24 protein-coding genes and 3 pseudogenes are annotated in these 24,915 nt (G+C 54.3%); 5 read left to right on the top strand and 22 right to left on the bottom strand.

The window, feature by feature from the left end; all coding sequences use genetic code 11:
* Window positions 1–291: 291 nt before the first annotated feature.
* The gene (locus tag ACWGKN_RS11815) at window positions 292–792 is read right to left on the bottom strand and encodes a hypothetical protein (RefSeq protein WP_035228990.1); all 501 of its coding nucleotides are present in this window, start codon (window positions 790–792) and stop codon (window positions 292–294) included.
* Between the two features lie 411 nt (window positions 793–1,203).
* Between ACWGKN_RS11815 and ACWGKN_RS11820 the strand changes: the two genes are divergently transcribed.
* Window positions 1,204–1,674 (top strand): hypothetical protein, encoded by a 471-nt coding sequence (locus ACWGKN_RS11820; protein ID WP_424254592.1) that lies wholly within the window; start codon window positions 1,204–1,206, stop codon window positions 1,672–1,674.
* On the opposite strand, the gene ACWGKN_RS11825 is transcribed toward ACWGKN_RS11820, so the two are convergent.
* From ACWGKN_RS11825 to ACWGKN_RS11890, 14 genes and pseudogenes are all read right to left on the bottom strand, one after another.
* Window positions 1,627–2,247 carry a sulfotransferase family protein gene (locus ACWGKN_RS11825; protein WP_424254570.1) on the bottom strand — a complete coding sequence of 207 codons (621 nt, stop codon included), beginning with the start codon at window positions 2,245–2,247 and terminating at the stop codon, window positions 1,627–1,629. The two genes, ACWGKN_RS11820 and ACWGKN_RS11825, sit on opposite strands and share 48 nt — an antisense overlap.
* Window positions 2,248–2,343: 96 nt before the next feature.
* Window positions 2,344–3,375 carry an NAD-dependent epimerase/dehydratase family protein gene (locus ACWGKN_RS11830; RefSeq protein ID WP_035228986.1) on the bottom strand — a complete coding sequence of 344 codons (1,032 nt, stop codon included), beginning with the start codon at window positions 3,373–3,375 and terminating at the stop codon, window positions 2,344–2,346.
* 706 nt (window positions 3,376–4,081) lie between these two features.
* A complete protein-coding gene (locus ACWGKN_RS11835; RefSeq protein ID WP_452095267.1) occupies window positions 4,082–5,509 on the bottom strand; it encodes an MBL fold metallo-hydrolase RNA specificity domain-containing protein in 1,428 nt (475 codons plus the stop codon).
* 231 nt (window positions 5,510–5,740) lie between these two features.
* Window positions 5,741–6,796: a radical SAM protein gene (locus ACWGKN_RS11840; protein WP_035228983.1), complete on the bottom strand. Its 1,056-nt coding sequence runs from the start codon at window positions 6,794–6,796 to the stop codon at window positions 5,741–5,743.
* Between the two features lie 971 nt (window positions 6,797–7,767).
* Window positions 7,768–9,210: a hypothetical protein gene (locus ACWGKN_RS11845; RefSeq protein WP_035233493.1), complete on the bottom strand. Its 1,443-nt coding sequence runs from the start codon at window positions 9,208–9,210 to the stop codon at window positions 7,768–7,770.
* Window positions 9,207–10,505: a ParA family protein gene (locus ACWGKN_RS11850; RefSeq protein ID WP_035233497.1), complete on the bottom strand. Its 1,299-nt coding sequence runs from the start codon at window positions 10,503–10,505 to the stop codon at window positions 9,207–9,209. The genes ACWGKN_RS11845 and ACWGKN_RS11850 overlap by 4 nt, the downstream gene beginning before the upstream one ends.
* A complete protein-coding gene (locus ACWGKN_RS11855; RefSeq protein WP_452095268.1) occupies window positions 10,502–11,068 on the bottom strand; it encodes an SAM-dependent methyltransferase in 567 nt (188 codons plus the stop codon). Before ACWGKN_RS11855 ends, ACWGKN_RS11850 begins: the two co-directional genes overlap by 4 nt.
* 782 nt (window positions 11,069–11,850) lie before the next feature.
* Complete coding sequence (locus ACWGKN_RS11860) at window positions 11,851–12,063, bottom strand: sugar transferase (RefSeq protein WP_452095269.1); 213 nt, start codon at window positions 12,061–12,063, stop codon at window positions 11,851–11,853.
* 32 nt (window positions 12,064–12,095) lie between these two features.
* A complete protein-coding gene (locus ACWGKN_RS11865; RefSeq protein ID WP_052160181.1) occupies window positions 12,096–12,344 on the bottom strand; it encodes a WbuC family cupin fold metalloprotein in 249 nt (82 codons plus the stop codon).
* Window positions 12,345–12,379: 35 nt separating this feature from the next.
* On the bottom strand, window positions 12,380–12,841 hold the full coding sequence (locus ACWGKN_RS11870) for a protein-export chaperone SecB (protein WP_424255560.1): 462 nt from the start codon (window positions 12,839–12,841) through the stop codon (window positions 12,380–12,382).
* Window positions 12,838–13,248 (bottom strand): helix-turn-helix domain-containing protein, encoded by a 411-nt coding sequence (locus ACWGKN_RS11875; RefSeq protein WP_035231684.1) that lies wholly within the window; start codon window positions 13,246–13,248, stop codon window positions 12,838–12,840. The genes ACWGKN_RS11870 and ACWGKN_RS11875 overlap by 4 nt, the downstream gene beginning before the upstream one ends.
* Window positions 13,245–13,676, bottom strand: a complete 432-nt coding sequence (locus ACWGKN_RS11880) for a hypothetical protein (protein WP_424255562.1) — start codon at window positions 13,674–13,676, stop codon at window positions 13,245–13,247. The genes ACWGKN_RS11875 and ACWGKN_RS11880 overlap by 4 nt, the downstream gene beginning before the upstream one ends.
* An 84-nt stretch (window positions 13,677–13,760) precedes the next feature.
* A pseudogene (locus tag ACWGKN_RS11885) lies at window positions 13,761–14,401 on the bottom strand (DegT/DnrJ/EryC1/StrS family aminotransferase); the annotation flags it as partial.
* Window positions 14,371–14,553, bottom strand: coding sequence for a sugar transferase (locus ACWGKN_RS11890; protein ID WP_452095270.1), 183 nt, complete (start codon window positions 14,551–14,553; stop codon window positions 14,371–14,373). The pseudogene ACWGKN_RS11885 and the gene ACWGKN_RS11890, both read right to left, overlap by 31 nt.
* 451 nt (window positions 14,554–15,004) lie before the next feature.
* On the opposite strand from ACWGKN_RS11890, the gene ACWGKN_RS11895 reads away from it, so the two are divergent.
* The 3 genes from ACWGKN_RS11895 to ACWGKN_RS11905 all read left to right on the top strand — a co-directional run bounded on the left by ACWGKN_RS11895 (window position 15,005) and on the right by ACWGKN_RS11905 (window position 16,673).
* A complete protein-coding gene (locus ACWGKN_RS11895; RefSeq protein ID WP_452095271.1) occupies window positions 15,005–15,637 on the top strand; it encodes a hypothetical protein in 633 nt (210 codons plus the stop codon).
* A gap of 494 nt (window positions 15,638–16,131) precedes the next feature.
* Window positions 16,132–16,383 carry a type II toxin-antitoxin system RelE/ParE family toxin gene (locus ACWGKN_RS11900; RefSeq protein ID WP_452095328.1) on the top strand — a complete coding sequence of 84 codons (252 nt, stop codon included), beginning with the start codon at window positions 16,132–16,134 and terminating at the stop codon, window positions 16,381–16,383.
* Window positions 16,384–16,403: 20 nt separating this feature from the next.
* Entirely contained in the window at window positions 16,404–16,673 is a 270-nt protein-coding gene (locus ACWGKN_RS11905; protein ID WP_452095272.1) for a helix-turn-helix domain-containing protein, read from the top strand.
* A 90-nt stretch (window positions 16,674–16,763) separates the two neighbouring features.
* On the opposite strand, the pseudogene ACWGKN_RS11910 reads toward ACWGKN_RS11905, so the two are convergent.
* Together ACWGKN_RS11910 and ACWGKN_RS11915 are read right to left on the bottom strand one after the other, a co-directional pair.
* A pseudogene (locus ACWGKN_RS11910) lies at window positions 16,764–17,129 on the bottom strand (sugar transferase); the annotation flags it as partial.
* Between the two features lie 776 nt (window positions 17,130–17,905).
* Window positions 17,906–19,069 (bottom strand): Fic family protein, encoded by a 1,164-nt coding sequence (locus ACWGKN_RS11915; RefSeq protein ID WP_424254031.1) that lies wholly within the window; start codon window positions 19,067–19,069, stop codon window positions 17,906–17,908.
* A gap of 703 nt (window positions 19,070–19,772) precedes the next feature.
* Here ACWGKN_RS11915 and ACWGKN_RS11920 point away from each other — a divergent pair.
* Window positions 19,773–20,908 (top strand): annotated as a pseudogene (locus ACWGKN_RS11920) (IS1634 family transposase); the annotation flags it as partial.
* A gap of 359 nt (window positions 20,909–21,267) precedes the next feature.
* On the opposite strand, the gene ACWGKN_RS11925 reads toward ACWGKN_RS11920, so the two are convergent.
* The 5 genes from ACWGKN_RS11925 to ACWGKN_RS11945 all read right to left on the bottom strand — a co-directional run bounded on the left by ACWGKN_RS11925 (window position 21,268) and on the right by ACWGKN_RS11945 (window position 24,877).
* Window positions 21,268–21,666, bottom strand: a complete 399-nt coding sequence (locus tag ACWGKN_RS11925) for a HepT-like ribonuclease domain-containing protein (RefSeq protein ID WP_452095273.1) — start codon at window positions 21,664–21,666, stop codon at window positions 21,268–21,270.
* Window positions 21,659–21,949 carry a nucleotidyltransferase family protein gene (locus ACWGKN_RS11930; RefSeq protein WP_035234846.1) on the bottom strand — a complete coding sequence of 97 codons (291 nt, stop codon included), beginning with the start codon at window positions 21,947–21,949 and terminating at the stop codon, window positions 21,659–21,661. The genes ACWGKN_RS11925 and ACWGKN_RS11930 overlap by 8 nt, the downstream gene beginning before the upstream one ends.
* Window positions 21,946–22,116: a hypothetical protein gene (locus ACWGKN_RS11935; RefSeq protein WP_452095274.1), complete on the bottom strand. Its 171-nt coding sequence runs from the start codon at window positions 22,114–22,116 to the stop codon at window positions 21,946–21,948. Before ACWGKN_RS11935 ends, ACWGKN_RS11930 begins: the two co-directional genes overlap by 4 nt.
* Window positions 22,117–23,396: 1,280 nt before the next feature.
* The gene (locus tag ACWGKN_RS11940) at window positions 23,397–24,218 is read right to left on the bottom strand and encodes a nucleotidyl transferase AbiEii/AbiGii toxin family protein (RefSeq protein WP_452095275.1); all 822 of its coding nucleotides are present in this window, start codon (window positions 24,216–24,218) and stop codon (window positions 23,397–23,399) included.
* A complete protein-coding gene (locus ACWGKN_RS11945; protein WP_452095276.1) occupies window positions 24,215–24,877 on the bottom strand; it encodes a type IV toxin-antitoxin system AbiEi family antitoxin domain-containing protein in 663 nt (220 codons plus the stop codon). The genes ACWGKN_RS11940 and ACWGKN_RS11945 overlap by 4 nt, the downstream gene beginning before the upstream one ends.
* Window positions 24,878–24,915 lie beyond the last annotated feature (38 nt).

Consider the following 24,915-nt stretch of genomic DNA (forward strand, 5'->3'; position numbering starts at 1 on the left):
GAGCCTCTTGCACAATGAACAGCTGCAGGTCCTGTCATTTCGACCGAAGATCTCAAACAGGGCGTGGAATGGACTCCGGCAAAGGAACAAGAGATTTCTCGCTTCGCTTCGAAATGACAGCGGAGAAAGCATCCCGGCCTTCGCCCTGGCGGGAACAACGAGATTTCTCGCTTCGCTTCGAAATGACAACATGCATTATCTCGGGACAACATACATTCTCTCGGCCATTCGAGATGGGAGGGGGACGTACTATGTGATTTTGTCATTCTGCACAAGGTTCATCCGTGTCAATTACCACCTGGCGCCGCAATCACCGCGACAATCGCGATTGATGGTCCCCGGAGGACAGGGGCGGTTATGCTGGTAGTCCCAACGGCTGCAGTCGGGGACCCGATCGTAGCGGTAGCGGTAGCCGTCGCGGCGCCGGTCATCATAACCGTCGCGGCGCCGGTCATCATAATAATCACGCCGATCATCACGGTTGTCCCAACGGTCGTACCTGTCGCGATAGCCGTCGCGGCCGCCGTACCCCCGACCGCCGCAGGGGATATTGCTCTGGCAGGTGCGGAACCGTCCGCCCGAGGCGTCGTCGCAGTAGGTCGCAAACCGTTGGCCGGGCAGGCACACCGCCCGATGGGTGTCCAGTCCCATCGCGGCGCAGACCCCACCGGTGCCGGGAGTATAATACCGATTGACCTGCCAGGCGCCCGAACAGTCGGCCGCCGATGCCGCCGAAGCCATCACCGTCAGGACGGCCGCCAGGGTGAGACCGAAAAACACTGCCTTTTTCATGAGATTCCTCCTCCCGTATCGCTACGGTTGTTGATCACGGCGGGAATCCGCCGGATCGTTGTCTGTTGGATCATTTTACGATTTCACGGTAGCCAATGAAAGGGACTGCCCTCTCTTTTGTTCAATCTATACCCACTCGGACGAAACCAACCAAGAGGACATCAGGCGAAACGGGGTCCGGAACCGCCTGATATAGCTGCCATGTCGGGTTCATGTCGGGTCCATGTCGGGTTCCAGAACCGGGGGCCGGACGAAAAAAATCATTTTCCAGCGGGTAGACAGACCCTGCCCCTCTTCCCGCTTTTGAAATTCATCGGATCACTCAGGACCGTGTAACCGGGGATCCTCTCAATATTTCGTGTAATACAGAGAGTCGCCGCGAAAAACAGGATCACAAAAACGAACAGATTCATGGAACCGACCTTCGCGCCGACCAGCGTCAGAATCACATTTCCCGCGGTGTATGAAACAAGTGACGATGTTCCAAGGGGCAAAATATTCGTTCATGAACCCGAACATGAACATAAAGAGCGGCGTGGCCATCCGAGTGAATTGCCGTATGAGCAGGGCATCCGAGCCGAGCTGCTGAAAAAATCCGGTGGCGGCAAAAACATGGGAAAGCAATGCCAACAAGATCGCGTATGTGCGGGCAACGTCAATGAAAGTCAATCTATTCTGATGAGAAGAGGACATGACTTTCCCCGGCAACTGTTTCACACTACCTGTAATGAAGTACGGGGCGAGGAATACGGCGGTTGGGCCACCGCCCGGGGGCATGCGATCATCCGTTTATCCATACCCGTCACCGATCGCCGACTCGGCCGAACGCCCGCTTCAATTCCCCACAAGACTCAACAGTCTGTTGGACAGGAATCTCCATAGGCGATTCGGATGATCACTCTTTTTATTCGCATGGGGCAAGGGAACAGCCGGGACCTCCCGCCCCAGAAAATTGCACAGTTTTTCAAAGCCGTCGCCGTTTTCCCAGCATATTTCGAGAAAGTCCCGGTCACGGTCCTTGAAGTAGGCGCGAACGTTGTCGTTGTGCCTCCTATACAACTCCAGGTGTTCCTGCTCGTGGCCGTGGGGAAAATTATAGCCGTACGCAAGCTTGCGGCAATGTTGCAGGGGTGGCGTCCGCAGCGAATGGCTCTTGAGGCTGTCGAGCCATACATTCTCATTCTTCCGGATTGTAAGGATAAACCTGCTCCCGGGATACATCCGATCGAGGTCTTTATAGATCAAAGGCCAGGGCCAGTCCTCGAAGAGGTCGAAGCGCTCGACCGTTTGTCCGATACGGGCAAAATCGTTTCTCAGGACTACATCTTCAAGAAGACCCCGGTCGCATTCCGTGTAACGATACCCCAGGATCTTGCCGCATCGGCCCAGGGTGGTGGTCCCGGTCTTATTGAGACCAATGCCGAATATCTTTAAACTGTTTGTGTTTTCAGTCATTTACTGTTAACGCATATCCTGTGGAGTTGATTATCGAACATGATGAACGGGAGGCGGAACGGTTTCTCTTCATAACACTCCATCCGCCCCGTTTTGTCACCCCAGTTTCTTCCAGTACCAGCCGGCGATCCGGTCCAGCCCGGCCTGCACCGAGAACTGCGGTTCGTAGCCGAGGAGTTCCCGCGCCTTGGCAATGGCCGCCAGCGAGTGCCGCACATCGCCCCGGCGGAAATCCCGGTACTGCGGTTCCGTCGCCCCGGCCTTTTTATCGAACCCGGCCACCCGGTCGCGGATCAGGGCAAACAGCTCGTTGAGCGAGGTCCGGGCCCCGACGGCGACGTTGTACACCTGGTTCAGCGCCGCCTCATCCTCGGCCACCGCCGCCAGCAGGTTGGCCTGGACGCAGTTGTCGACAAAGCAGAAATCCCGGCTGGTCTCGCCATCGCCGTTGATGAAGACGGTTTCGCCCTGGATCAGGGCGGCGAACCATTTGGGGATCACCGCGGCATAGGCGCCGTCGGGGTCCTGCCGCTGGCCGAAGATGTTGAAATAGCGCAGGCCGATCGCCTTGAAATCGTAGGTCCGGGCAAAGACGTCGGCATAGAGCTCGTTGACCAGCTTGGTCACCGCGTAGGGCGACAGCGGCCGGCCGATCCGGTCTTCCTGCTTCGGCAGATCGGGGTGGTCGCCATAGGTGGAACTCGACGCGGCGTACACCATCCGCCGCACCTTCGCATCCCGCGCCGCCACCAGCATGTTGAGAAAGCCGCTGATATTGTTGGCGTTGGTCAGGCACGGGTCCTCGATCGAGCGCGGCACCGAGCCCAGGGCCGCCTCGTGCAGGACATAGTCGACATCGCGGCAGGCGCGGCGGCAGTCGTCGAGGTTGCGGATATCGCCCTCGATGAAGGTGAACCGGCGCCACTGGTCGGCCGTCACCAGCGACTCGACCTCGTCGAGGTTGTGGCGGTAGCCGGTCGAGAAATTATCGAGGCCGACCACCTCCTGATCAAGCCGCAGCAGGTTCTCCAGCAGATGGGAACCGATGAAACCGGCGACCCCGGTCACCAGCCAGGTGTGTTTTTCCGTCAACAGGCGGCGGAGGAGGGCGTCGTATCGCGTGGTCATGATGTTGTCCAATGTAGAGTGTGGTGGTCAAAAGAACAAGGTTATGGCGACCTGCAAAATAACTGGAATATTGAAGGGTGACAATGGAGGAGATGCTGGTTGTCGTGATTTCGGGCTCCAGCTGGAAATCTCGTCTTTACGTTTAGATCTGGGCCTGCAAAGATCTCTCCCTGCGGTCGAGATGACAGCGGGGGTAGGTCGCGATGACAACAGAGGTAGAAAGAGGCGACAGCGGGGGCAGGTCGCGATGACAACAGAGGTAGAAAGAGGCGACAGCGGGGGCAGGCCGCGATGACAACAGAGGTAAAAAGAGGCGACAGTGGGGGCAGGCCGCGATGACAGCTGGGGTAGGTCGCAATGGCAGCGGGGCAGACCGAGATGACAGTGCTCGTTGTTCCCGGTAGGGTGAAGGACGTGATGCCGCCCCCGCTGTCATTTCGAAGCGAAGCGAGAAATCTCTTGATGCCCAGGATGCTCTTCCTGGGGTGGATGATCGCTGCATGAGATCTCTCCCTGCGGTCGAGATGGCAGCGGGGGCAGGCCGCGATGACAGTGCTCGTTGTTCCCGGTAGGGTGAAGGACGTGATGCCGCCCCCGCTGTCATTTCGAAGCGAAGCGAGAAATCTCGTTTTTCCCCGCTGGAAAACCAGTCGAAACAACCGGGCCATAGAAGTCGGTCCCAGGGCACAAGAATCAAGCCACAGCCCTATCTTCCCGCCGGTACAACCACCCCGCTGCCGGCCTGCGCCAGGGCGAGGCGCAGCGCCTCCCTGGCCTCGACCTCGCCGTGCACCAGGCGGATGACCTCGGGCGGGCGGCGCATCCGGGTGGCGAAGCGGACCAGGCCGGCCTGATCGGCATGGGCCGAATAGCCGCCGATGGTCGCGATCGAGGTGCGGATGACGACCTTCTCGCCGTCGAGAAAGACATAGCCGCCCTTCGGCCCGTAGGTCAGGATATCCCGCCCCGGCGTTCCCGCCGCCTGGTAGCCGACGAACAGCACGCAGTGGCGGCGGTCGCCCAGCATCGCCTTGAGGTAGTTGACGATCCGCCCGCCGGTGCACATGCCGCTGCCGGCAACGACGACCGCCGGCCGCCCGGTGCGGCGCAGCTCCTCCACCAGCTCCAGGTGGTCCTCGTGGCCGCTGACGGTCCGCAGCTGCGGGAAATGAAGGGGATTGCGTCCGCCGGCCAGCCGCCGCTGCGCCTCCTTGTCCCACCACGGCTGGAGATGGGAGTAGGCGTCGGTGATCCGGTCGGCCAGTGGCGAATCGAGGATGACCTCGAAGTCGGGGACCGTCCCCCGCCCGAGCATCTCCTCCAGTTCGTAGAGGATCTCCTGGGTCCGGCCGATGCTGAAGGCCGGGATCAGCACGGAGCCGCGGTCGGCCATGGCCCGGACGATGGCCTGCCGCAGCCGCTCCCGCCGGGCCCTCCGGTCCTCGTGCAGCCGGTCGCCGTAGGTGCTCTCCAGCACCAGCAGATCGGCGCGATAGGGCGGCCGGGGGGCGGCCAGCAGCGGCGCCCACGGCGCGCCGAGGTCGCCGGAGAAGACGATGCGCTTCTCCACCCCGGTCCGGCGGTCGAGCAGATCGCATTCGACATAGGCCGAGCCGAGGATATGGCCGGCCGGCTGCAGCCGGATGCGCACCCGGCGCTCGGCGGTGTCGAGCAGGGTGTGCGGGGTCTTGTAGGCCAGCGGCACGAGCCGGCCTTTGACCATCCGCAGGTAGTTGTCGACCACGTCCCGGCGGGTGGTGACCGCCAGGCGGAAGGCATCCTCCAGCATCAGCGGCAGCAGCTCCGCCGACGGCTCGGAGCAGATGATCGGCCCCTGATACCCCGCCGCCAGCAGCCAGGGGATCCGCCCCACATGATCGATATGGACATGGGTGACCACCAGGGCGACGATGTCCGCCACCGGGAAGGTGACCCGGTGGCGGTCGTCGTCATCGCCCCCGGCCTCGGCGGTCTCCGCCCCCTGGAACAGGCCGCAGTCGACGAGCAGGCTCTTGCGGCCGTCGAGCAGCAGCTGATGGCAGGAGCCGGTCACCCCGTCATGGCCGCCGTGGTGGCGCAGCTGCACCACCATCCTGTCCCGGTCGCCCAGGGCAATCCCCTCGTATTCCTGCATCGCTCACCTTTTTTTGTCACATCTTCGCTTGCAATCGGGCCGGTGCACCGCTGAGCCGAGTGCAGCCAACCGATCCCTGACCCGCAGCCTCCTCCCCGCCCGTTCACCGCCCGACTCGACATCACAATTCATATACCGACGAATCACGACATATCCCTTACCATCGGTCCAAACCGGGGAGGTTGTCCTCCGCCCGCCAGGGGGCAAGGCGGTACCGGTCATCCAGCCGCCTCACCACCGGGGGCGCGATCGCCCGGGTTGCCGGCCGAAGCTCAGACCGAGGCGAATCCGTTCCAGGACCTTGTCCTTGTCGGCCGGGAACTGATAGCCTTCATAGTCGTGGGTGAAGACCAGATCGCCGTCAGGTGTCCGCCAGGAGTTGCCGGCATGGTCGAAGCAGACCTTGGACGTGACGTCCAGGGCCGATACCATGAGCTCGATCTCCCGCAGTTGTTCCTCCGGTGTCTGCAAGGTCAATTCCCCGGCCCGATACTGATCATACATCGGCGTGCCGGGGATCGGCCGGAAGGGCCGGGAGCGGATATAGTGGGGATTGATCGCATTGAGGGCCCGGGCCGTGTTGCGGGCATGCTGTTCCGACATATCCCTACCGCCCAGGCCCGGCATCCAGTATTCCGAAACCTGGAACCCGGCCGCCATGGCCTTCCGGCCCCCGCTTATGAGCCCATCGGCATCCACCCCCTTTCTGACCTGCCTGAGCAGCTCGTCATCACCGCTTTCCAGTCCCAGGTGCAGCCGGTCCAGTCCCGTCGCCCGGACGGCCTGCAGATCTTCGAGGGACCGCTGGGCCAGGGTCCTGGCCCGGGCATAGGTGGTAATCCTGGTGATGGAGGGCAGCTTGGCTTTCAAATAGGTCAGGGCCTGGATCAGATCGCCGGGGGGCATGATCAGGGAATTGCCATCCTGAAGAAAGGCGGTTCTGCCCCCGGAAAGCAGCCATTCGATCAGCATGTGCGCCCCCTGGTGCTCGATGAGTCCGGGGACGCGGCCGAACAAGGCCCGGATGACCTCGCCGTTGATCCGACCGTCTTGACCGAGGCGAACCGATTCCGCTGCCAGGTCACCTGCCAGGGCCGCCATGGCATCGATGTCGGCCTTGATCTCCTCGAGGCTCCGCAGCTGGAACTTTTCCGTTTTGTACATGGCGCAGAACGTACATTGGTTCCAGGGGCAGTTGCGGGTAAAGCGGACGAGAAGGGAAGAACTCCCTCCTTCGCTGGGGGGGCGGTACATCCCGGTTTCAAAAGTATAGTCGTGGATCGTCATGGGTTCTCTCCTGGAATTTCGTGAACGGATCATTGCCGTTTTTCACTATACGAAGGAATCTCGATAAATAAAGGCTCGGCTGGCCCCGGGCGCCGGCAGGGGATCCATCACCGCCGCGGTTGTTGTCAAAAACTGTAATGAATTCGAGCACATACTCAATCGCACACAGTGGCGTTCTTCGCAAGACGAGATTTCTCGCTTCGCTTCGAAATGACAGCGGGGGAGGCATCTCGACCTTCGCCCTAACCCTACAACGGCACTTATGAACATGCGTACCACATGCTGTAGGTCGCTTCGGAGTACGAATACTGCATATTGTTTCTATATTGACATGTTGCGTTGTAGGGCTAACGAGAACAACGAGATTTCACCCCTCCCCCACCTTTTCGCCTTTTCTTCCGCTGTCATCTCGACCTACCCCCGCTGTCATCTCAGACCTACCCCCGCTGTCATCTCGACCTTCCCCCGCTGTCATCTCGACCTTCCCCCGCTGTCATCGCGACCTTCCCCCGCTGTCATCGCGACCTTCCCCCGCTGTCATCTCGACCTTCCCCCTCTGTCATCGCGACCTACCCCCGCTGTCATCTCAGACCTACCCCCGCTGTCATCTCAGACCTACCCCCGCTGTCATCTCAGACCTACCCCCGCTGTCATCTCGACCTTCCCCCGCTGTCATCTCGACCTTCCCCCGCTGTCATCTCGACCGCAGGGAGAGATCTCAAACAGGGCTTGGAATGGGCTCCGGCAAAGGAACAACAAGATTTCTCGCTCCGCTTCGAAATGACAGCGGGGGGAGCATCCAGTACTTCGCCCTGACGGGAACATCAAAATTTCTCGCTGCGCTGGCGTTCGAAATGACAGCGGGGGGAGCATCGCGGCCTTCGCTCTATCGGGAACAACCAGATTTCTCGCTTCGCTCGAAACAACAAGGATGAGGGGGTCGAAATGACAGGAAAAGATCGATTTTACCGTTATTTCCGGCTCATGGGTTTAACGCCGCCGCGGCGGCCCAATCCGAAACCGACACGGTAAAGATCCGGCATGTTGATGCGGGAGTCTTTCATTCTTTCGAAGAGGCCCAAGCGTTCCAGGTCTTCGAGAATTCCCGCCCAGCCACGTTCCAGGTGTTGAGGGGGAAGACGGTCGTAAACACCGGTTTTCAATCCTTTTGGAAAACGATGGTCCCATCGGTCTTGGATGATGGCAAATTCACATGGGACGGTGAGGCCTTGTAATGCACCAAGCATATTTGTTGCCCATGGGTAATCTTCTGCCAACTCGTCAATACGGATCGAAGAAGCTTTCTGTACGCCGCGCTTGATGCTCTCGTAATGCAATGACCAAGGATGCTCGGGATACTTATCCCGGGAGTCCTCGGCGGCTTCCCGAACAGCGGCTAAAAACGAGCGGGGTGATGTCCGTCCTTTTCCGTCCGCCAGGTGGCTTACCGTCCAGATGTATGGAACCCCGCGTCGCCGATCCTTACCCATCCACCTGCCGGCAAGAGCTTCAAATAGCTCGCGTTGTTGTCGACTTTCCCGACGCGCCTCGTCGGTCAGCGACCATATCTCCTTGTTTTGTATCGGTGTTTTGCCGATTACGTCCTTGTATATGGTGCGTAAAAGTTCGCCTTGTCCATTAGGGGCATTACATAGCAATTGCCAGAGCAGACCGTGCAGATCGTGTGGCTGCCAGGTAAGTTCCGCCTTGGTTGCCAATAGTTTGGAAGCGTCGGGAAAATCGGTGACGGTGCGCGAAAATTGGTCTTCTCGCAAAAACACCTTGGCGTGGATGTGTGGGTAGGATTTCATCCACAACGCCACTTTGAGAAGATCTCGAACGATGGTGTCCATAGTTTGCCAATCGTTGCTCGAGCGGTCGAGAGCATCGAACAGTATCAACCCCTTTACATTTTGGGATAAAAGGAAGTTGTTGGCGTTTTGCGAAAGTCTTGCCAGTAGTTCAGGGTTGGACTTTACCCAGGTTGCGGTCGCCGACCAGGTCTCCGTGGGGATAGTATCCTTCGTGATAGTGGCCAGCCAGCGCACGATAACCGCCCGCCAGATTTCGTAAGGTGTAAAACCTTTGCGAATAAGCTCGGCAATGACTTCCGGCGTTGGGTAAGCATCAATATTTTCATTGCCGGCAAAACCGATGCGAATAACCCGAGTGTTTTCTAAATCTCGAACGGAAACGCCAAGCATTGCTCTTAAATACGGAGTATTGAGAGCGGCAGTCCAGAATGATTTGCCGACTCCCCGCGATCCGATGACCACGTTCGATTCAAGTCGCAATGCTTTCAGGTGTGCCGGGGGAACATAGACAAATCTCGGATCGGGAGATTCACCATAGTTTGATGTCCTGTAGGGGATGGCGTCGATGATTGCCTGCCGAATTGCGCCGACTTCGGTCATGATGGTTCCTCAGTCTCGCTGATTGTTTGTAATCCGTGAACCAAGGGGCCAAAAATCGTATTGACCTCGTTGAGGTCTATATGCTGAACACGTGAATGAATGGATCGTACAGCAGCGAAACCGCGGTGCCATTTGATGGCCCAGGGATAGTGTGGGGCGTATTCGTCATGTTTGTCATAACTGAAACGATCGCCTGTATTTTCCCCGGCAGGTATTTCATCATAAATCTCTTCCGTAAAGAGATTCCAGGCATGTTCGCACAATTCATCCCTATAATTTAATCCTTCAATTTCCGGGATCATTGCGCCGACGAATTGCAAGCGTTCACGGATGTCAAGGACTACGCCGGTTCGACGCCAATGTTGGAACAGGATGCGATAGCCTTCCCAGGTCTGTTCACTGTCCAGTGCAAACAAGAGGATTGATTTAGCGCCAAGATCGGTGATGCAGGCAGAAGCCACCTCGTCGATGCCCGCACGGCAGTCGATCATAATCACATTGGGTTGCCAGCGTTCCTGGAGCTGATCGAGTAAACGGTTCAGCCGGCAGGACCAGCGTTCGTATGATCCGTCTTCTTTTACCTTGGGCATCCATACCCTGCCAAGTTTGGCAACGTATTCTCCCGGGTTGTTTCCGTGCGCGGGAACAACCAGGATCTCGCCGTCATGGGATAGGTTGCTGATGGCAACCATGTCCTCGAATATGGATGCGGTGTTATCCAGCAGATCCTCAACAAGCCAGTCTGTTATACCGTAGGCGGGGCGGATCTCTCCGGGGAGCAGGGAACTGGACAGGCCGGGTGATTCCAGATCGAGATCCAGGACCATCACTCTTTTCCCAGCTTGTGCCAGGGACCAGGCTGCCACGGCAAGTGCTGTGGAACGGCCGACACCACCTTTGATCGAGAAGAAAACGATTCGAGGGCCAAGAGTACTGGCGGGAGAGATGTTGGACCAATCGGTTTCGGTTGCCAAGCGGTCGACCACGGTGACGTCGGGGAGATCCTCGAGGATGTATCTTGGAGCGTTTTGCAGCACCGCTTCGAATGAAGGCTCGAACAACACCATGTTCTCAGGGGGGAAACAATGCAGTCCAAGACGGCTTGAGAGTGCCTGTACAAGCGTCGCTATCGCCGATTTCGTTTCAGCATTATCGGGTAGTGTGTTACTGAGAACCAGTCTGATACGGCCATTGAGGTCGCGATTGATTATCACGGAACCCAACTTTGCCAGCTGGTGAATATGTTCATTGAGTACTTCTCTGACGGTCGGCAGGACTTGATCGAAGGTGCTCATGGGATAAGACCCTCAAAAATGGCTTTTTTGATCAATGACAGAACTACGTGTGCGCCTTGACGATGGGCTTCAGCGCGAGCTTGGTCAAAACTACTTCGGTGCGCATAACGATCGGAGATATCCCAATCCGCAAAAGGATTATTCGTTGAAAGTTGATACGCCGCCCCCTGCCTATGACCGGACCGATACGCTTCATAACGAGACCAGGCCTGTCGGGCATGGATTCGGTCCTCTCTCTGCATGGGCGCACTGGAGGTCGAATCTAGAGGCATACCAAAAGCCATCATCAATCGCTTCAAACCACACTCAGCGGAAATACCGTAAAGGTGATCGGCATTGGCCCATCGGCAGTTATCGAAAAGATACCCCGCGTCTTCCCAGTGATGGAGGTGTGCATCGAGAAAATCGGCCTGCATGAATAGTCCCGTCTCCCTACTTCCAAAATCCTGCAATACGTTTTCATGCGGGATTAATGTGCGATTTTTACTGTATAGTAGACTAGTATTTACTGACAAGGGGAAAGTACCGATAAAATTAGCGTCGATTTTCACGCCCACCTTCATCGCGACCTGCCCCCGCTGTCATCTCGACCTACCCCGCTGTCATCTCGACCTGCCCCCGCTGTCATCTCGACCTCCCCCGCTGTCATCTCGACCTGCCCCCGCTGTCATCTCGACCTGCCCCCGCTGTCATCTCGACCTGCCCCCGCTGTCATCGCGACCTTCCCCCGCTGTCATCTCGACCGCAGGGAGAGATCTCAACAGGATCAGATCTCAGCGGAAACACAAGATTTCTCGCTTCGCTTCGAAATGACAGCGGGGGAAGCATCTCGGCCTTCACCCTGGCGGGAACAACGAGTACTGCCGCCTCGACCTGCCCCCGCTGTCATCTCGACCTCCCCCGCTGTCATCTCGACCTGCCCCCGCTGTCATCTCGACCTGCCCCCGCTGTCATCTCGACCGCAGGGAGAGATCGCTGCAGGATCAGATCTCAGCGGAAACACAAGATTTCTCGCTTCGCTTCGAAATGACAGCGGGGGAAGCATCTCGGCCTTCACCCTGGCGGGAACAACGAGTACTGCCGCCTCGACCTGCCCCCGCTGTCATCGCGACCTACCCCCGCTGTCATCTCGACCTGCCCCCGCTGTCATCTCGACCGTAGGGAGAGATCGCTGCAGGATCAGATCTCAGCGGAAAGACAAGATTTCTCGCTGCGCTTCGAAATGACAGCGGGGGAGGCATCCCGGCCTTCGCCCTGGCGGAAACAATGAGATTTCTCGCTATCGCTCGAAATGACAAGGATAAAAGGAAATGACAAAGGATAAGACAATACGCCGGCAACAAAATCAGTACGAAACCCCATCCCGCAAGATCACCTTCAAAGCAGTGCGCCCAATGATTTTCAGATCCAGCAACATCGACCGGTTCAGCAGATAATACTGATCAAACTCCACCTTCACCGGGATAGGCAGTTCATCCCGGCCGTTGATCTGCGCCCACCCCGTCAGGCCCGGTTCGAGGCTGACCACGGTATGCCAGACGACTGCAGGCAGATCCACCCCGCAGGTCGCTTCCCGGGGTCCGAAGACAATCACACCACCTTCCCCTGCCGATCGAAAATGATTGCGGCCAAACGCCCGCGCACCCCGACGAACCCTTCCTGCTTCGGCGGCGTCAGATGCCGATGCGGCCGGATGTACGATCCCGGCTCCATGGCGTTCAGCAGCCGCTGGCAGGGATCGTCGAGACTGGAATGCAGATTGTAGTTCTGCCGCAAGCGCGGATTGGTGCGGGCCTGCGCCGAAAGATCGGCCAATAGTCGATTATCGAGAATCTTCATATCATCCCTGCAACTGTACGACGCAACCCTACCCCCTACTTTTCTTTAGCGATCTTCTTTTTCTCCTTGCTTACATTGGTTGGTTTTACCAATTCTTCGCTTTCAGCTGGAGACGGTAGGAAAGAAATTGTTGGCAGGAAAAATGGAGCCCAGGGACCACGAGAAGTGATCGTTATGAGAAATTCCCTGGCAGCGCTATACAGAATCGATGCCCCGGCAACTTTGAGCAATTGAACAGGATCCTCTATTTTATCGCTTACAGTGAATAAACCTACCACGACAAGGTGTATCGCGTACGGAGTCTTTTTCTTTTCATTCTCCGGCAGTGCTGTAATTTCCAGGATAACCTGGTAGAGGCCGTTTTCAGGATTATGATCTACGCCAACCTTCGTTTCGAAATCGATCTGTTCGGCTGGATCCCCCGGGGTAAATTCCGGATCGGCAGAAACCTGAACAAAAGGGAAAAAATATTCTTTTACTGTTAACGGCGGTTTCATGATGCAAGTTGCTCCATCAATATCCCTTGGTAATTTTGAGAATAGCTATTTTCGTAATCATCAGGCCGCCACCACCGAGGAACTACTTTCTTCTTTCCCTCTATTGCTCGATACCATCGAGGATTCTTCTCTTCTTCACTGGTAACATGAATATTCACACGACCGCCGATTGCCTTAGACAGCTTTGTCATTGTGGCGATGGTAAAGTTGGCCTTTCCTTTGAAAACTTTTGTTATATAGGCCTGTGATGTACCGATTGCCTCGGCAAGATCCTTTTTCGAAATGCCCTTTCGCTCCATGAGCTGTTGGAGTTGAAGCGTAAATTCAAGAATGTTCTTTTCGACAAGGAATAATTCATCATTTTCCAGGTCACTCCAAAGTTCGGAAAAAGAAGTATATTCAGTCATATTTTTTCACCCTCCTCGTCAAAATATCCAATTTGCCCCGCTTCGTATGCTTTCGCGAAGTCCTTTTTTATTTTGATGATACGAGAAACCTCTTGTTTATTTGCCTTCTTGCCTTTCTTTATGTGCTGGCAACTGCAAATTATGATTTTGTTCTGAAATTGGGAATAAAACCAAAAAAGTCGGAGGTCGCCAGCGATGAACTCGTAAATGCTGTCGTTCTTGTTGACCTCGTGTGAAATCTCATCAGAAAGTCGGGTAGGCCCATGAGGGGTTTCGGCAACCTGACGAATGATTGCAAAAAGTCTTCTGATTGAGCCGCTATATTTCTTATTCAGCTCATTGTGCCATGCAAGCAGCGGGGATTTTCCGTCATCGTTGCAGACCTCATAAACGGTCCACACTCCCTTTCTGACAGATCGTAAGTTCATTCCTGATTAACCTAGAGGTTAAGTGAGAACTGGGGTAATGTCAATATAGATATTATAGCGGTCGGCTTACACATTGGTCATTTCTTATACAGCCAACCCCATAACCTCCCCAACCACCTCAATCGTCCGCCCAATCTCCCCCTCGCCAATCCCCGGATGCACCAGAAACATCAAACTCGTCTCCCCCAGTTCCCGGGCCACCGTCAATCGCTCCTGCGGCCGCCAACTCGTGCCGTCGAAGGCCTTCTCCAGATACACCTCGGAACACGAGCCGGAACAGCAGGGAACACCCCGAACAACGATTTCGCCCATGACCCGGTCGCGGTCCCAGCCGGCTTCAGCGCCGCCGGTTCGACAAAGACATAGCACTTGTAGGCGGCGCGCTCGACCTCCGGCGGGATCACCGGCACCCGCAGGCCCGGCAGTTCCCGGCAGGCATTCCAAATCGCCTCGGCATCCCCGACCCGCTGCGCATGCCACTCCGCCATCCGCCGCAGTTGGATGCGGCCGATGGCCGACTGCATCCCGGTCAGCCGCCAGTTGGTACCGAAGCCCTCATGCAGCCAGCGGAAACCCGGCGGGTGCGGCCGCTCATACACCGCCTCCCAGCTCTTGCCGTGATCCTTGAGCGACCACATCCGCGCCCACAGGTCCCGGTCATCGGTGGTGACCATCCCGCCCTCGCCGCCGGTGGTCATGATCTTGTCCTGGCAGAACGACCAGGCCCGGAACGGCTCATTTTCCTGCCGATCCGCATCTGGGAATAAAACACCGGTCCCGGCGAATCAATCTTGATCTGCAGCGCCAGTACGGGAAACAGCGGCAAGGGCACAGGCAGAAAGACACAGGCGACCACGATATCGGCCAGCCGTTTCATGAACCAGAAGCAGCGTTTATTGAACGGCGACAATTCTGATTTGTGGATAAGAAACTAGAAGAAAAATGATGAGATATGGGATATATCAGAAAAAAAGAAAGAGCCGAGAGGTAATCTTGGGCATTTCTACCACTTACAGATCACGTCGGGCTCTTATTTTCGATTTGAAGTGTACTTCTAAAAAAGATTTTACAGCATTTTACCTGAAAGTAAATGATTAATTCTTAAGAAGGTCAACAAAGCCATGAAACGCCCTACCAAGGATTTTTTCATTGATGCTGGCATAACTGATCCCGCCCCACCAGTTCTTTGTTTTACGTTGGTATGAAATATTCGATGAATTCACCTTTGATTCTTGGCAAGTGCGTTCTTCTAACATCAAGACTATTTTAGGCGAAATTTTAGTTTCCAAATACTTCAGCACATCCGGTTACACCATCCAAATATTACATTGTTGATTGCAGATGCTTCAAAAGCAGTTCAAAATGATCTTATCATTCAGCGATATTATCCATTTATTATTGCATATATAGAAGAACTTTCAAAAAAATTTGGCGAAAGGGTAAAAGAGAATAATGATATAATAGAATGTTTATTTCATATATCTCTACCAAAAGACTTCGACAAATTCACCAATTTACCTGGATACGAAATTGCTTTGATGAAAAACAGATCAAGCATTTCCTACAGTTCTCACGAGGAAGCAGAATTCTATTCGAAAGTAAAAACGTCCTTGATTCAAAGAGTACGCACTTATATCCCTCCAACCAATGCGCTTGATTATGTCTCACAAATTATTAAGTTTTTTGCAGTTTCCTTAAAAGACCTATGGAGAAGAAATGACACCGATAATATTCGCTCTTTTTTCCAAAGATCTACTCGACACATGATAGATCCTAAAGATATTTTGACACTTTTTTTATCTAACAAGGACAGCCCGATGGTCAAAGATTTTTGTGACTTAATCTCAGAAGATCCGCTACATCTTTTTAGGGGCCGTTACGAAATAACCGTTACATTTTTCACCATTTCGTTACGGCCCCTTATGCCGGAAAGGTATTTCTGTGTAACGGTTATTGTTTGACGACGGCTTACCCCAATTTCCCCTGCTGTCATCTCGACCTCCCCGCTGTCATTTCCTTTTCCCCCCCTGTCATTTCCTTTTTCCCCCTGTCATTTCCTTTTTCCCCCTGTCATTTCCTTTTTCCCCCTGTCATTTCGAAGCGCAGCGAGAAATGTCGTGTTGCCGAGGACGCCTTTCCTGGGGCGGATGATGACTGCATAAGATCTCTCCCGCTGGTCGAGATGACAGCGGGGGCTGGTCGAGATGACAGCGGGGGCTGGTCGAGATGACAGCGGGGGCTGGTCGAGATGACAAACCAGGGGCGGCGCTATCCTGAATGTTGATTCACAATTGCCAACTATAGCACCAGGTGTTATATTGGAAGAATGAAGAGATTGATGACAAAGAAATTCTCTCAATGGGCTGCCCATCAGGGCGTATCCATTGGCGATTTAGCCAACGCCCTTGAAGAAGTTGAACAGGGCGCTTTTGAAGCCAGTCTTGGAGGCTAGATAATCAAGAAACGAATCCGGTTTGCGGGGCAAGGTAAAAGCAAAAGCGGCAGAACTATCATTTGTTTTCAGAAAGACAAAATGGCCGTTTTTATCCATGGTTTCGCAAAAAACGAAAAATCAAACCTCTCATCCAAAGAACTCGATGCTCTCAAGGCGTTCGCCAGAATACTGTTTGCCTATTCTGCGGCCGACATTCAAAAATGTATAGAAACAGGAATATTGATTGAGGTTAAGTTATGCGGGAATCAATAAAAAATTCGATTATGGATACCATGGCCGATCTTCACAAGATAGGCCTTGTCGATGAAATCACAATGAGGAACATTGCGGCTCTATGTCTGCCAGATGTGAAGGAGTATTCTCCCGCCCAAATAGTTGGGTTGAGAAAAAAAAATAAACTAAGTCAATCTGCCCTTGCGGTTGCGATGAATGTCAGCACCTCCACGGTGCAGCAATGGGAACGAGGCGCCAAGAAACCTGCCGGTGCCTCGAAAAGGTTGCTTGATCTAATAGAAAGGAAAGGAATCCAGGTAATTATCTGATTATCCGGATAGAGAAAAGGAAAGAGACATCCTCGACAGTAAATATCATGAATGTCCCCTTTTTTCTGGCGGCGTTTTTTCTCTCCAACCTTAATGGGTGACGCTTTCTTTTTTCACAACCTTAAGCGCCGTCTGGGCGATGATTTTCAGATCAAGAACAAAGGAACTGTGCTTGAGGTAGTATTCATCAAACTCCACCTTAACCGGGATAGGCAGTTCATCCCGGCCATTGATCTGCGCCCACCCCGTCAGGCCCGGCGTCAGGCCCGGCGTCAGCCGATGGATTCCCTTGTCGGTCCGCAGCTCGATCAGATCGTCCTGATTGAACAGCGCGGGCCGGGGGCCGACAAAGCTCAGATCCCCCTTGACGATGCTTATCAACTGCGGCAATTCATCCAGACTGGTCTTGCGCAGCATCCCCCCGATACTCGTCACGTATCGGTCGGGATCACCCAGCTTTTCGAGCGGTAGCTAAAGACAACGGCGGGGGGAAAGCCTCGCGACCTTCCCCCGCTGTCATCTCGACCTACTCCCGCTGTCATCTCGACCTACTCCCGCTGTCATCTCGACCTACCCCCTCTGTCATCTCGACCTTCCCCCGCTGTCATCTCGACCGCAGGGAGAGATCTCAAACAGGGCTTGGAATGGACTCCGGCAATGGAATGGAACAACGAGATTTCTCGCTTCGCTTCGAAATGACAGCGGGTGCGGCATCACGGCCTTCTGCCCTATCGGGAACAACGAGCACTGTCATCGCGACCTCTGCACTGGCTAATGCCCTTTCCGGCACTGCCATTACGACCAACCTTTTGAATGACGCCCCCTCCATATTCTGTCATCTCGACTTTGTCCCTCTGTCATCTCGACTTTGTCCCTCTGTCTCATCGACTTTGTCCCTCTGTCTCATCGACCTTGTCCCTCTGTCTCATCGACCTTGTCCCTCTGTCTCATCGACCTGCCCCCGCTGTCATCTCGAACCGCAGGGAGAGATCTCACGCAGCCATTATCCGCCTTAAGAAAGGCATCCTCGGCATCATGAGATTTCTCGCTCCGCTTCGAAATGACAAAGGGGAAAAACGAAATGACAAAGGGGAAAAACGAAATGACAAAGGGGAAAAACGAAACGACAAAGGGGAAAAACGAAACGACAGAGGGGAAAAACGAAACGACAGGTTAAAAAAATCGCAATGACAAGAGTGGACTATAGAGCAAAGCATCGAGTTACAATTCAATCAGGTGCCATGATAAGCAACATCGAAAATTTCCTTTGCGTAGAAAATCTTCGGCCTTTGCTCCGACCTGGCAAGTGGTTTAAGGATTTGAAGAGAAATCAATCGTTCAATGTCGTTCTTCGCTGTTGGATAGGTGGTGTTCAATAACTCACGCACATCCGGAATCGTGATAAAAGGGACATTAAAGAGTGATTCGACAATCGTGCTGAGTCGTGCGCTTCCACCGCTTGAGGCTATTATCTTCTGATATTTCCGTTGAATATCGACTAAAGAATCAAACCGGACAATAGCTTCTCTTGCCTGCTGAACGGTCGCTCTCAGGCAAAACTCCAGATAACTTTTCCAATCTGCGTTAACGCTGACATTGAACAAATTGTTCACATATTCATCTTTGTACCGGTCGAAATACTCACTCAGGTACAACCAGGGCAAGACAAGGTTACAGCGCTTAAAAATCATCAGCGAGAGAAGCAACCTGCCAACCCTGCCATTGCCATCCGAAAAAGGATGGATTGTTTCAAATTGGTAATGCACCATGAACGAATATAACAGGGGATCTATGGTGACGTCGGAATTCATTTGTATTTCCAGCTGCTGCAAGCACTCAACCGCGATACCGGCAGGGGGAGGAACAAATCTTCGATCAGAGCCGATATGAACCTGGTTTATCCTGAAATTTCCCGGGTTCCTGTTCGCCCCTCGAACACCAGTCAACAACTCCTTGTGCATCTCCCGAATCAGACGAATGGACAGCGGCAGCCGTAGCAGCAGATCCTGGCCAACTTGCAAAGCTCTGCTGTAATTTCGAACCTCCATCCAGGAATTGACCTTGTCATGCTCAGAAGTCGGCTCCCTTGGTGATTTCTCAAAAAGTAACAACTCTTCAGCTGTCGCATACGCCCCCTCGAGACTGGATGACTTCAGGGCCTCACGTTTCTGGAGAGGCGTGAGCAAAAGGTTGCTGGAATCACCGGGCATATGCCTGCCAACTCCATCCAGTCGGGCCAATTCTTCTTTGGCCAGGGAGAGCAACGGCCATAATTGGATAGGCATATCCCACTTGTCCGGCAAAGGGTCCGGAATAAATGCCCAGTCGTGCCCATCATCGATCCTTATCCTTTGCAGGGTACCTAAGGATTTGGAAGAAAAGAGAGATTTGTCCATAAAGCCTCGTCTGAAGAATTAAAGCCTGCTTTAATCCACAGGATGCCAATTAAAATATATGCCATATAATTTTAATTGGCCATCATCGAGTTAAAATTTTGCACTATCGGTTTGCCCACCCATTTAGCAGCTTCACAGTCACTGGCACCATGACTCGCCCCCCCTGCCATCGCGACTCGCCCCCGCTGTCATCGCGACCGCAGGGAGAGATCTCTCCAGGATTAGATCTCATCGGAAAGACAAGATTTCTCGCTTCGCTTCGAAATGACAGCGGGGGTATCATCCAGTCCTTCGCCTTATCGGGAACAACGAGATTTCTCGCTCCGCTTCGAAATGACAGCGGGGGTATCATCCAGTCCTTCACCCTGGCGGGGACAATGAGATTTCTCGCTTCGCTTCGAAATGACAGCGGGGGTATCATCCAGTCCTTCACCCTATCGGGGACAACGAGATTTCTCGCTGGAGTGCGCTTCTCTCACTACAAGAAGGCATCCATTCTCCTGGAAAAATCGATAACGATAGAGATCCCTCTGGATCGAAGTTCTGAAAAATCGCAACCTCGCAGTTCACACCTATGACTTGGGTTTGCGGCCAGTAGGCAGAAAGCCGGCCGGTTTTACTCCTGGGATAAACCGTGGATCATGTAAAATCAGCTGCTTGAATTTTTTTGTTGTTAGGGTCCGGTTGTTTTATGTAGGCACACGAATTGATAATCAGGCAGACCCTCGCTCTTGGACGCCCAATGGTCATTGAGGCACTTTGGGAGAGACTGGGATTGAAAAAGGCCCTGCAGGCCATTGAGAAAACCGCCGGGTCCAAGTCCCGTACGAGCGCGCCCTGCTGGCCATGGTCGCCAACCGGCTGTGCGATCCGGAATCGAAACTCGGCGTCTGGGACCACTGGCTGTCCACCGTCCACCTGCCTTCCTGCCAGAACCTGAAACTCAGGCATATGTATGAGGCGATGGACCTGCTCCATGCCAACATCGATGAAGTTGAGAAGACGGTGTTTTTCAATACCGCCAATCTGTTCAACCTGGAAGTCGATCTGATCTTCTATGACACGACGACCGCTTCCTTCCATGTCGACGCCGAAGATGATTCGGATGCCGACGCCAATGCCACCCTGCGCAAATTCGGGCATGGCAAGGAAGGGGGCTGGGCGCCCCAGGTCGTGGTGGCTCTGGCCGTTACCCGCGAAGGCGTGCCGGTGCGCAGCTGGGTGTTGCCCGGCAATACCGCCGATGTCGGCACCGTCGCGCGGGTCCGTGCCGATCTGCGAGGCTGGGACCTCGGCCGGGCGATGTTCGTTGCCGACTCGGGCATGAACTCCGAGGACAATCGAGCCGAGTTGGCCAAAGCCTGCGGCAAGTATCTCCTCGCCTGCCGCATGGCAAGCGTCTCCGAGGTCAAGCGGCAGATAGTTGCGGCAGCCAAATACGACGGCAAATGGGTGATCGAGACCAATGACGACACCATCGGCCTGGAAGATGCCGCCTGCGGCTATAAAGGCTTGATGGTCATCGAACGGTGCTTCCGATCGCTCAAGCGCACCCAGATCAAGCTGACACCGATGTACCACTGGGCATCCCGGCGGATTGAGAGCCATGTGAAGATCTGTGTGCTGGCATTGCTCATCGAGAGGATCGCCGAGCCGGCATGTGGCCGGTCCTGGCATCATATTCAAAGGGCTCCGGACATGCTCCGGATCACAGAATTTTTTGATTTAAAATACCGTGTGCTCATGCGCAACGAGTTGACCCAAGATGCGATAAAAATCTTGAAATCACTAAAGATTAAAGTGCCACCGCAGGTCATTCAGCTGACAGAGACAGCCTGATCTTGTAGACACACGCCGAATTTGCATGTTCCGCCAAAGGCCCCACCACGCCTTGGTTTCAGCAGATGTGTCAACTTACCGGGCGCAAACCCAAGTATGAGGAAAAATCGCGCAGGCGATGGAACAGAGAATCAGGGAAGGTTACTTCTCCAGCCCTTTCAAGCTTGTTTCAAGCATTGCAAAAGAAAATCGACCGATGGATTTGGATTAAGCCGTCGTCAAACAATAACCGTTACACAGAAATACCTTTCCGGCATAACGGGCCGTAACGAAATGGTGAAAAATGTAACGGTTATTTCGTAACGGCCCCTAATCTTCCGGATCGCCACCGGGTAGTCGAATTGTCAACTTATCTACTTCTAAGCCTGCCCCCGTTGTGACTCTACAGATCTAACATCATTAATGATTTTTGCAACGGTCGCGGCAAGTGGTTTCATCTTTTTCTCACATACCCAAAATATCTCTTCCGCATCAATATCAAAATAATGGTGCGAAATAATATCCCGCATCCCTTTTGCACCTTTCCAGTCAATTTCAGGATAGTGGGATAAAAGTTTTTTATTGGTAATCTTGTCAATATTTTTCAGGCTTTCACCTATGGCGATGATGACCATACAAATGGCATCAAGTTTTTCCTTGCCTTCCGGCGACCCAGTAAAAAACTCCACTGAATCTACTGATTCAAATCTTTTGTTAACCCGCTCTATAGCGTCAAGCGTCTGCTGCAATACCTCCAGAAGCATATCCTTATCATACATAGACTGCCTCTTTTTCAATTCTCCTCTTTAAAAACGGATTCATTGTCTCACGGAACCGCACGATATCGACAGGAATTCTCAGTTGTTCCTCCAGGCTCTCTTTTATATGGACCATGGTGAAAGGGTCTGGTGTCTTTGTTTTTACGACAATATCGGCATCACTCAATCTTGAAGCCTGATTCCTCGCAAAGGAACCAAAAATGCCGATTGCCAGAATGCCATACTTTTCGCCATTGTTTTTTTTAAACTCCGACAGTTTGTTCAATAGCTCTGCTCTGTTCATCTTCTGATTCTCTGCTCTTGAGAGTTCCATTCACTGCCGATTTTCGCGGCGCTGAGAGCAATGTCTGCAAGCAAAGGCACGACCTGCCCCTGGTGAATGTCCATGGCCTCCCTCAGGCTACGCGGGATCACAATCTGGAACTCGGGTGAAACTGTTACCTCGCTCATGGCAGCCTCCATCGATAGGGGTTCTTTTTTACTATAGCGCACCCGATCCGACCGGACAAGGGAAGCGGCCAGACGACGCATGCCTCCCGCCCCCGCCCCCGCCTCCTGGTGGATACCTGCAACCTTGTGCCGGGTTGAATGCCCCTGGCCTCCCTCAGCTCAACCCCTGGCGGATCCAGGCCCAACCGAATATGGGTGAATTCCATCATTTTTCACCCATATTCCGTTGACAAGTCCACTTGCCGCCCATATCAGGCAGACAGGATCCTGAGCCGGGCGGTGTTCAGGCGATACATTTCCCGCCCCCCTTGATTGGCACCATCATGCCGATCCGGGCCAGTTCCGGCAGGTCGATCCTGCCCCGCTCGACCTTCCCCCGCTGTCATCTCGACCGAAGGGAGAGATCTCAAGCAGGGCTTGGAATGGGCTCCGGCAAAGCAAAGACAAGATTTCTCGCTTCGCTTCGAAATGACAGCGGGGGTATCATCCAGTCCTTCGCCCTATCGGGAACATCAAGATTTCTCGCTTCGCTTCGAAATGACAGCGGGGGTATCATCCAGTCCTTCGCCCTATCGGGAACATCAAGATTTCTCGCTGGCGTTCGAAATGACAGGGGAAAAAGCGAAATGACAAGGGTGAGTGTCGCCTCGACCGCCCCCTGCCATCGCGACGCCCTCACCCCTTCACCCTTCCTTGCTCTGTCATCGCGACCTGCCCCGCTGTCATCGCGTCCTACCCCTGCTGTCATCGCGTCCTGCCCCCGCTGTCATCGCGACCTGCCCCCGCTGTCATCTCGACCTGCCCCCGCCGTCATCGCGACCTGCCCCCGCCGTCATCTCGACCTGCCCCCGCCGTCATCGCGTCCCACCCCCGCCGTCATCGCGTCCTGCCCCCGCCGTCATCGCGACCTACCCCCGCCGTCATCTCGACCTACCCCCGCCGTCATCGCGACCTGCCCCCGCTGACATCGCGACCTGCCCCCGCTGTCATCGCGACCTGCCCCCGCCGTCATCGCGACCTGCCCCCGCCGTCATCTCGACCGAAGGGAGAGATCTAGGCAGCACATTCTCTCCAGCCTTAATGGGTGACACCTTCTTTTTTCACAACCTTAAGCGCCGTCTGGACAATGATTTTCAGATCAAGAACAAAGGAACTGTGCTTGAGGTAGTATTCATCAATCAGATCAAGAACCACCCCCCGATTATTGATAGAGTAGAAATCGTACATCAGCTTCTGTCGCGTATCTTCGATCGAGTTGTTTCTTTATCTGCAAGACTTGGTCAGACAAAAACCACCTTGCCTGCCAAATCCTGAAAATATGACAACGACCAGATATCCAAAGCCTCGGGCGACCGGACAAATGGCTGCACATCTCTTTTGGCCACGCTCACATCCAGCGATTGAATGCGCTCTCCCAGCAGCTGGAAAAAATCATCCCGCGTCAACTCACCGGCCTGCCAGTCACCACTTTGCCGGGCTCGCTCCTCGAGATGCCTGAGATTCAGCGGCGTAGAGTTTTGCACATACCATTCAAAATCGAACCAGTCGCGTCCCTTCACCCGGTTTTTCCAGCGACGAAAGAGCAGTGCGTGCATTTTGCCCCCATACAAGTCCGGCAGTGCATAGCACTTGACATAAAATGAATAGGGCTGAACCAGCAGCTTTTCTTCCGTCGCAAACTTGCCGGGAGGGTCAGTATCCACCTCAAACTTGATTTTCAGCGTGCGTTGCCCGGTCACTTTGACGTCGTATATGCTGGTGCCTTTTTTGAGAAAAGCAGACACCACTGCCGATTTTACCGACTTGAGTCGCTGAGAAATCTCGACCTCGATGCCAAAGGCGGAAAACTCCTCTTCCAGCGCTTTGAAGTAAGGCTCCAGAGAGAAATCGACATCCGTGGTCAACAGCGAAAAATCCAGATCCTCGGAAAAGCGGGGCAATCCGTAGAAAATTCGCAAACAGGTGCCGCCATACAACGCGGCCTTGTCAAAAAATCCCGCCCGTTGCAAGCCGGCCAGAGCAATCTCCTGCATCACTTCCCGCAGGGCATGGTGGCCCTCCTCCCTGGCATAACGCGACAGCATCTGTTCAATCACCTTCATCGGGCTTCCTCCAGCACCTGCATCAGGGCCTGCAACTGGCGCGCCTTGTGACCGGATTCGGCATATTGCGCCACCACCGACAAATCCAGTCCGGCCAACGCCTGTTCATCCACGCGCAGGTCTTCAAACAAAAATGCCTGCATGGCGTCACGGCTTCGGGCTCGCAGGTTTCGGGTAAGCAAGACCTTGTCGCACAGGGCCTTTTCAGGGCCGGCAATCAGAAAAGCCACACGTTCCGACGCCTGTTCCTGTCGCATACCCACGGGAAACAGGCTTTGCGGCACCGTCACATAGGAAAACCGACCCAATGCGTTGTCAAATACCCGGCTGCGACGCATGCACACCGATGTCACCTCGTACACCCGCTCGGGGATCAGGCCATGCCAGAACAGAGCGTAATCCAGCGACACGCAGGACGGACCGTACAGCCGGTTGGCCACCAGCGACAAGACCAACTCGCCCTTGCGCCAGGTCGGCCCGGACACATAAAGCCCTCGCTTGAGCGGTACCAGGTCGCCGCGCCTCATCCATTCGGCAATCTTGTCATTTGGACGCTGGTAACCCTTCAGCAGAAGCATCAAAGTCCCATGACTGAACGGTACGGCACCAAACTGTTCCAGCTTATACTCCCGCATCATGTCATTTGTCTTTTTTTGCATAGATAATCGAAAAATATCCGATTATCTATGCAAAATCC

The organism is Desulfoprunum sp. (assembly GCF_053613775.1).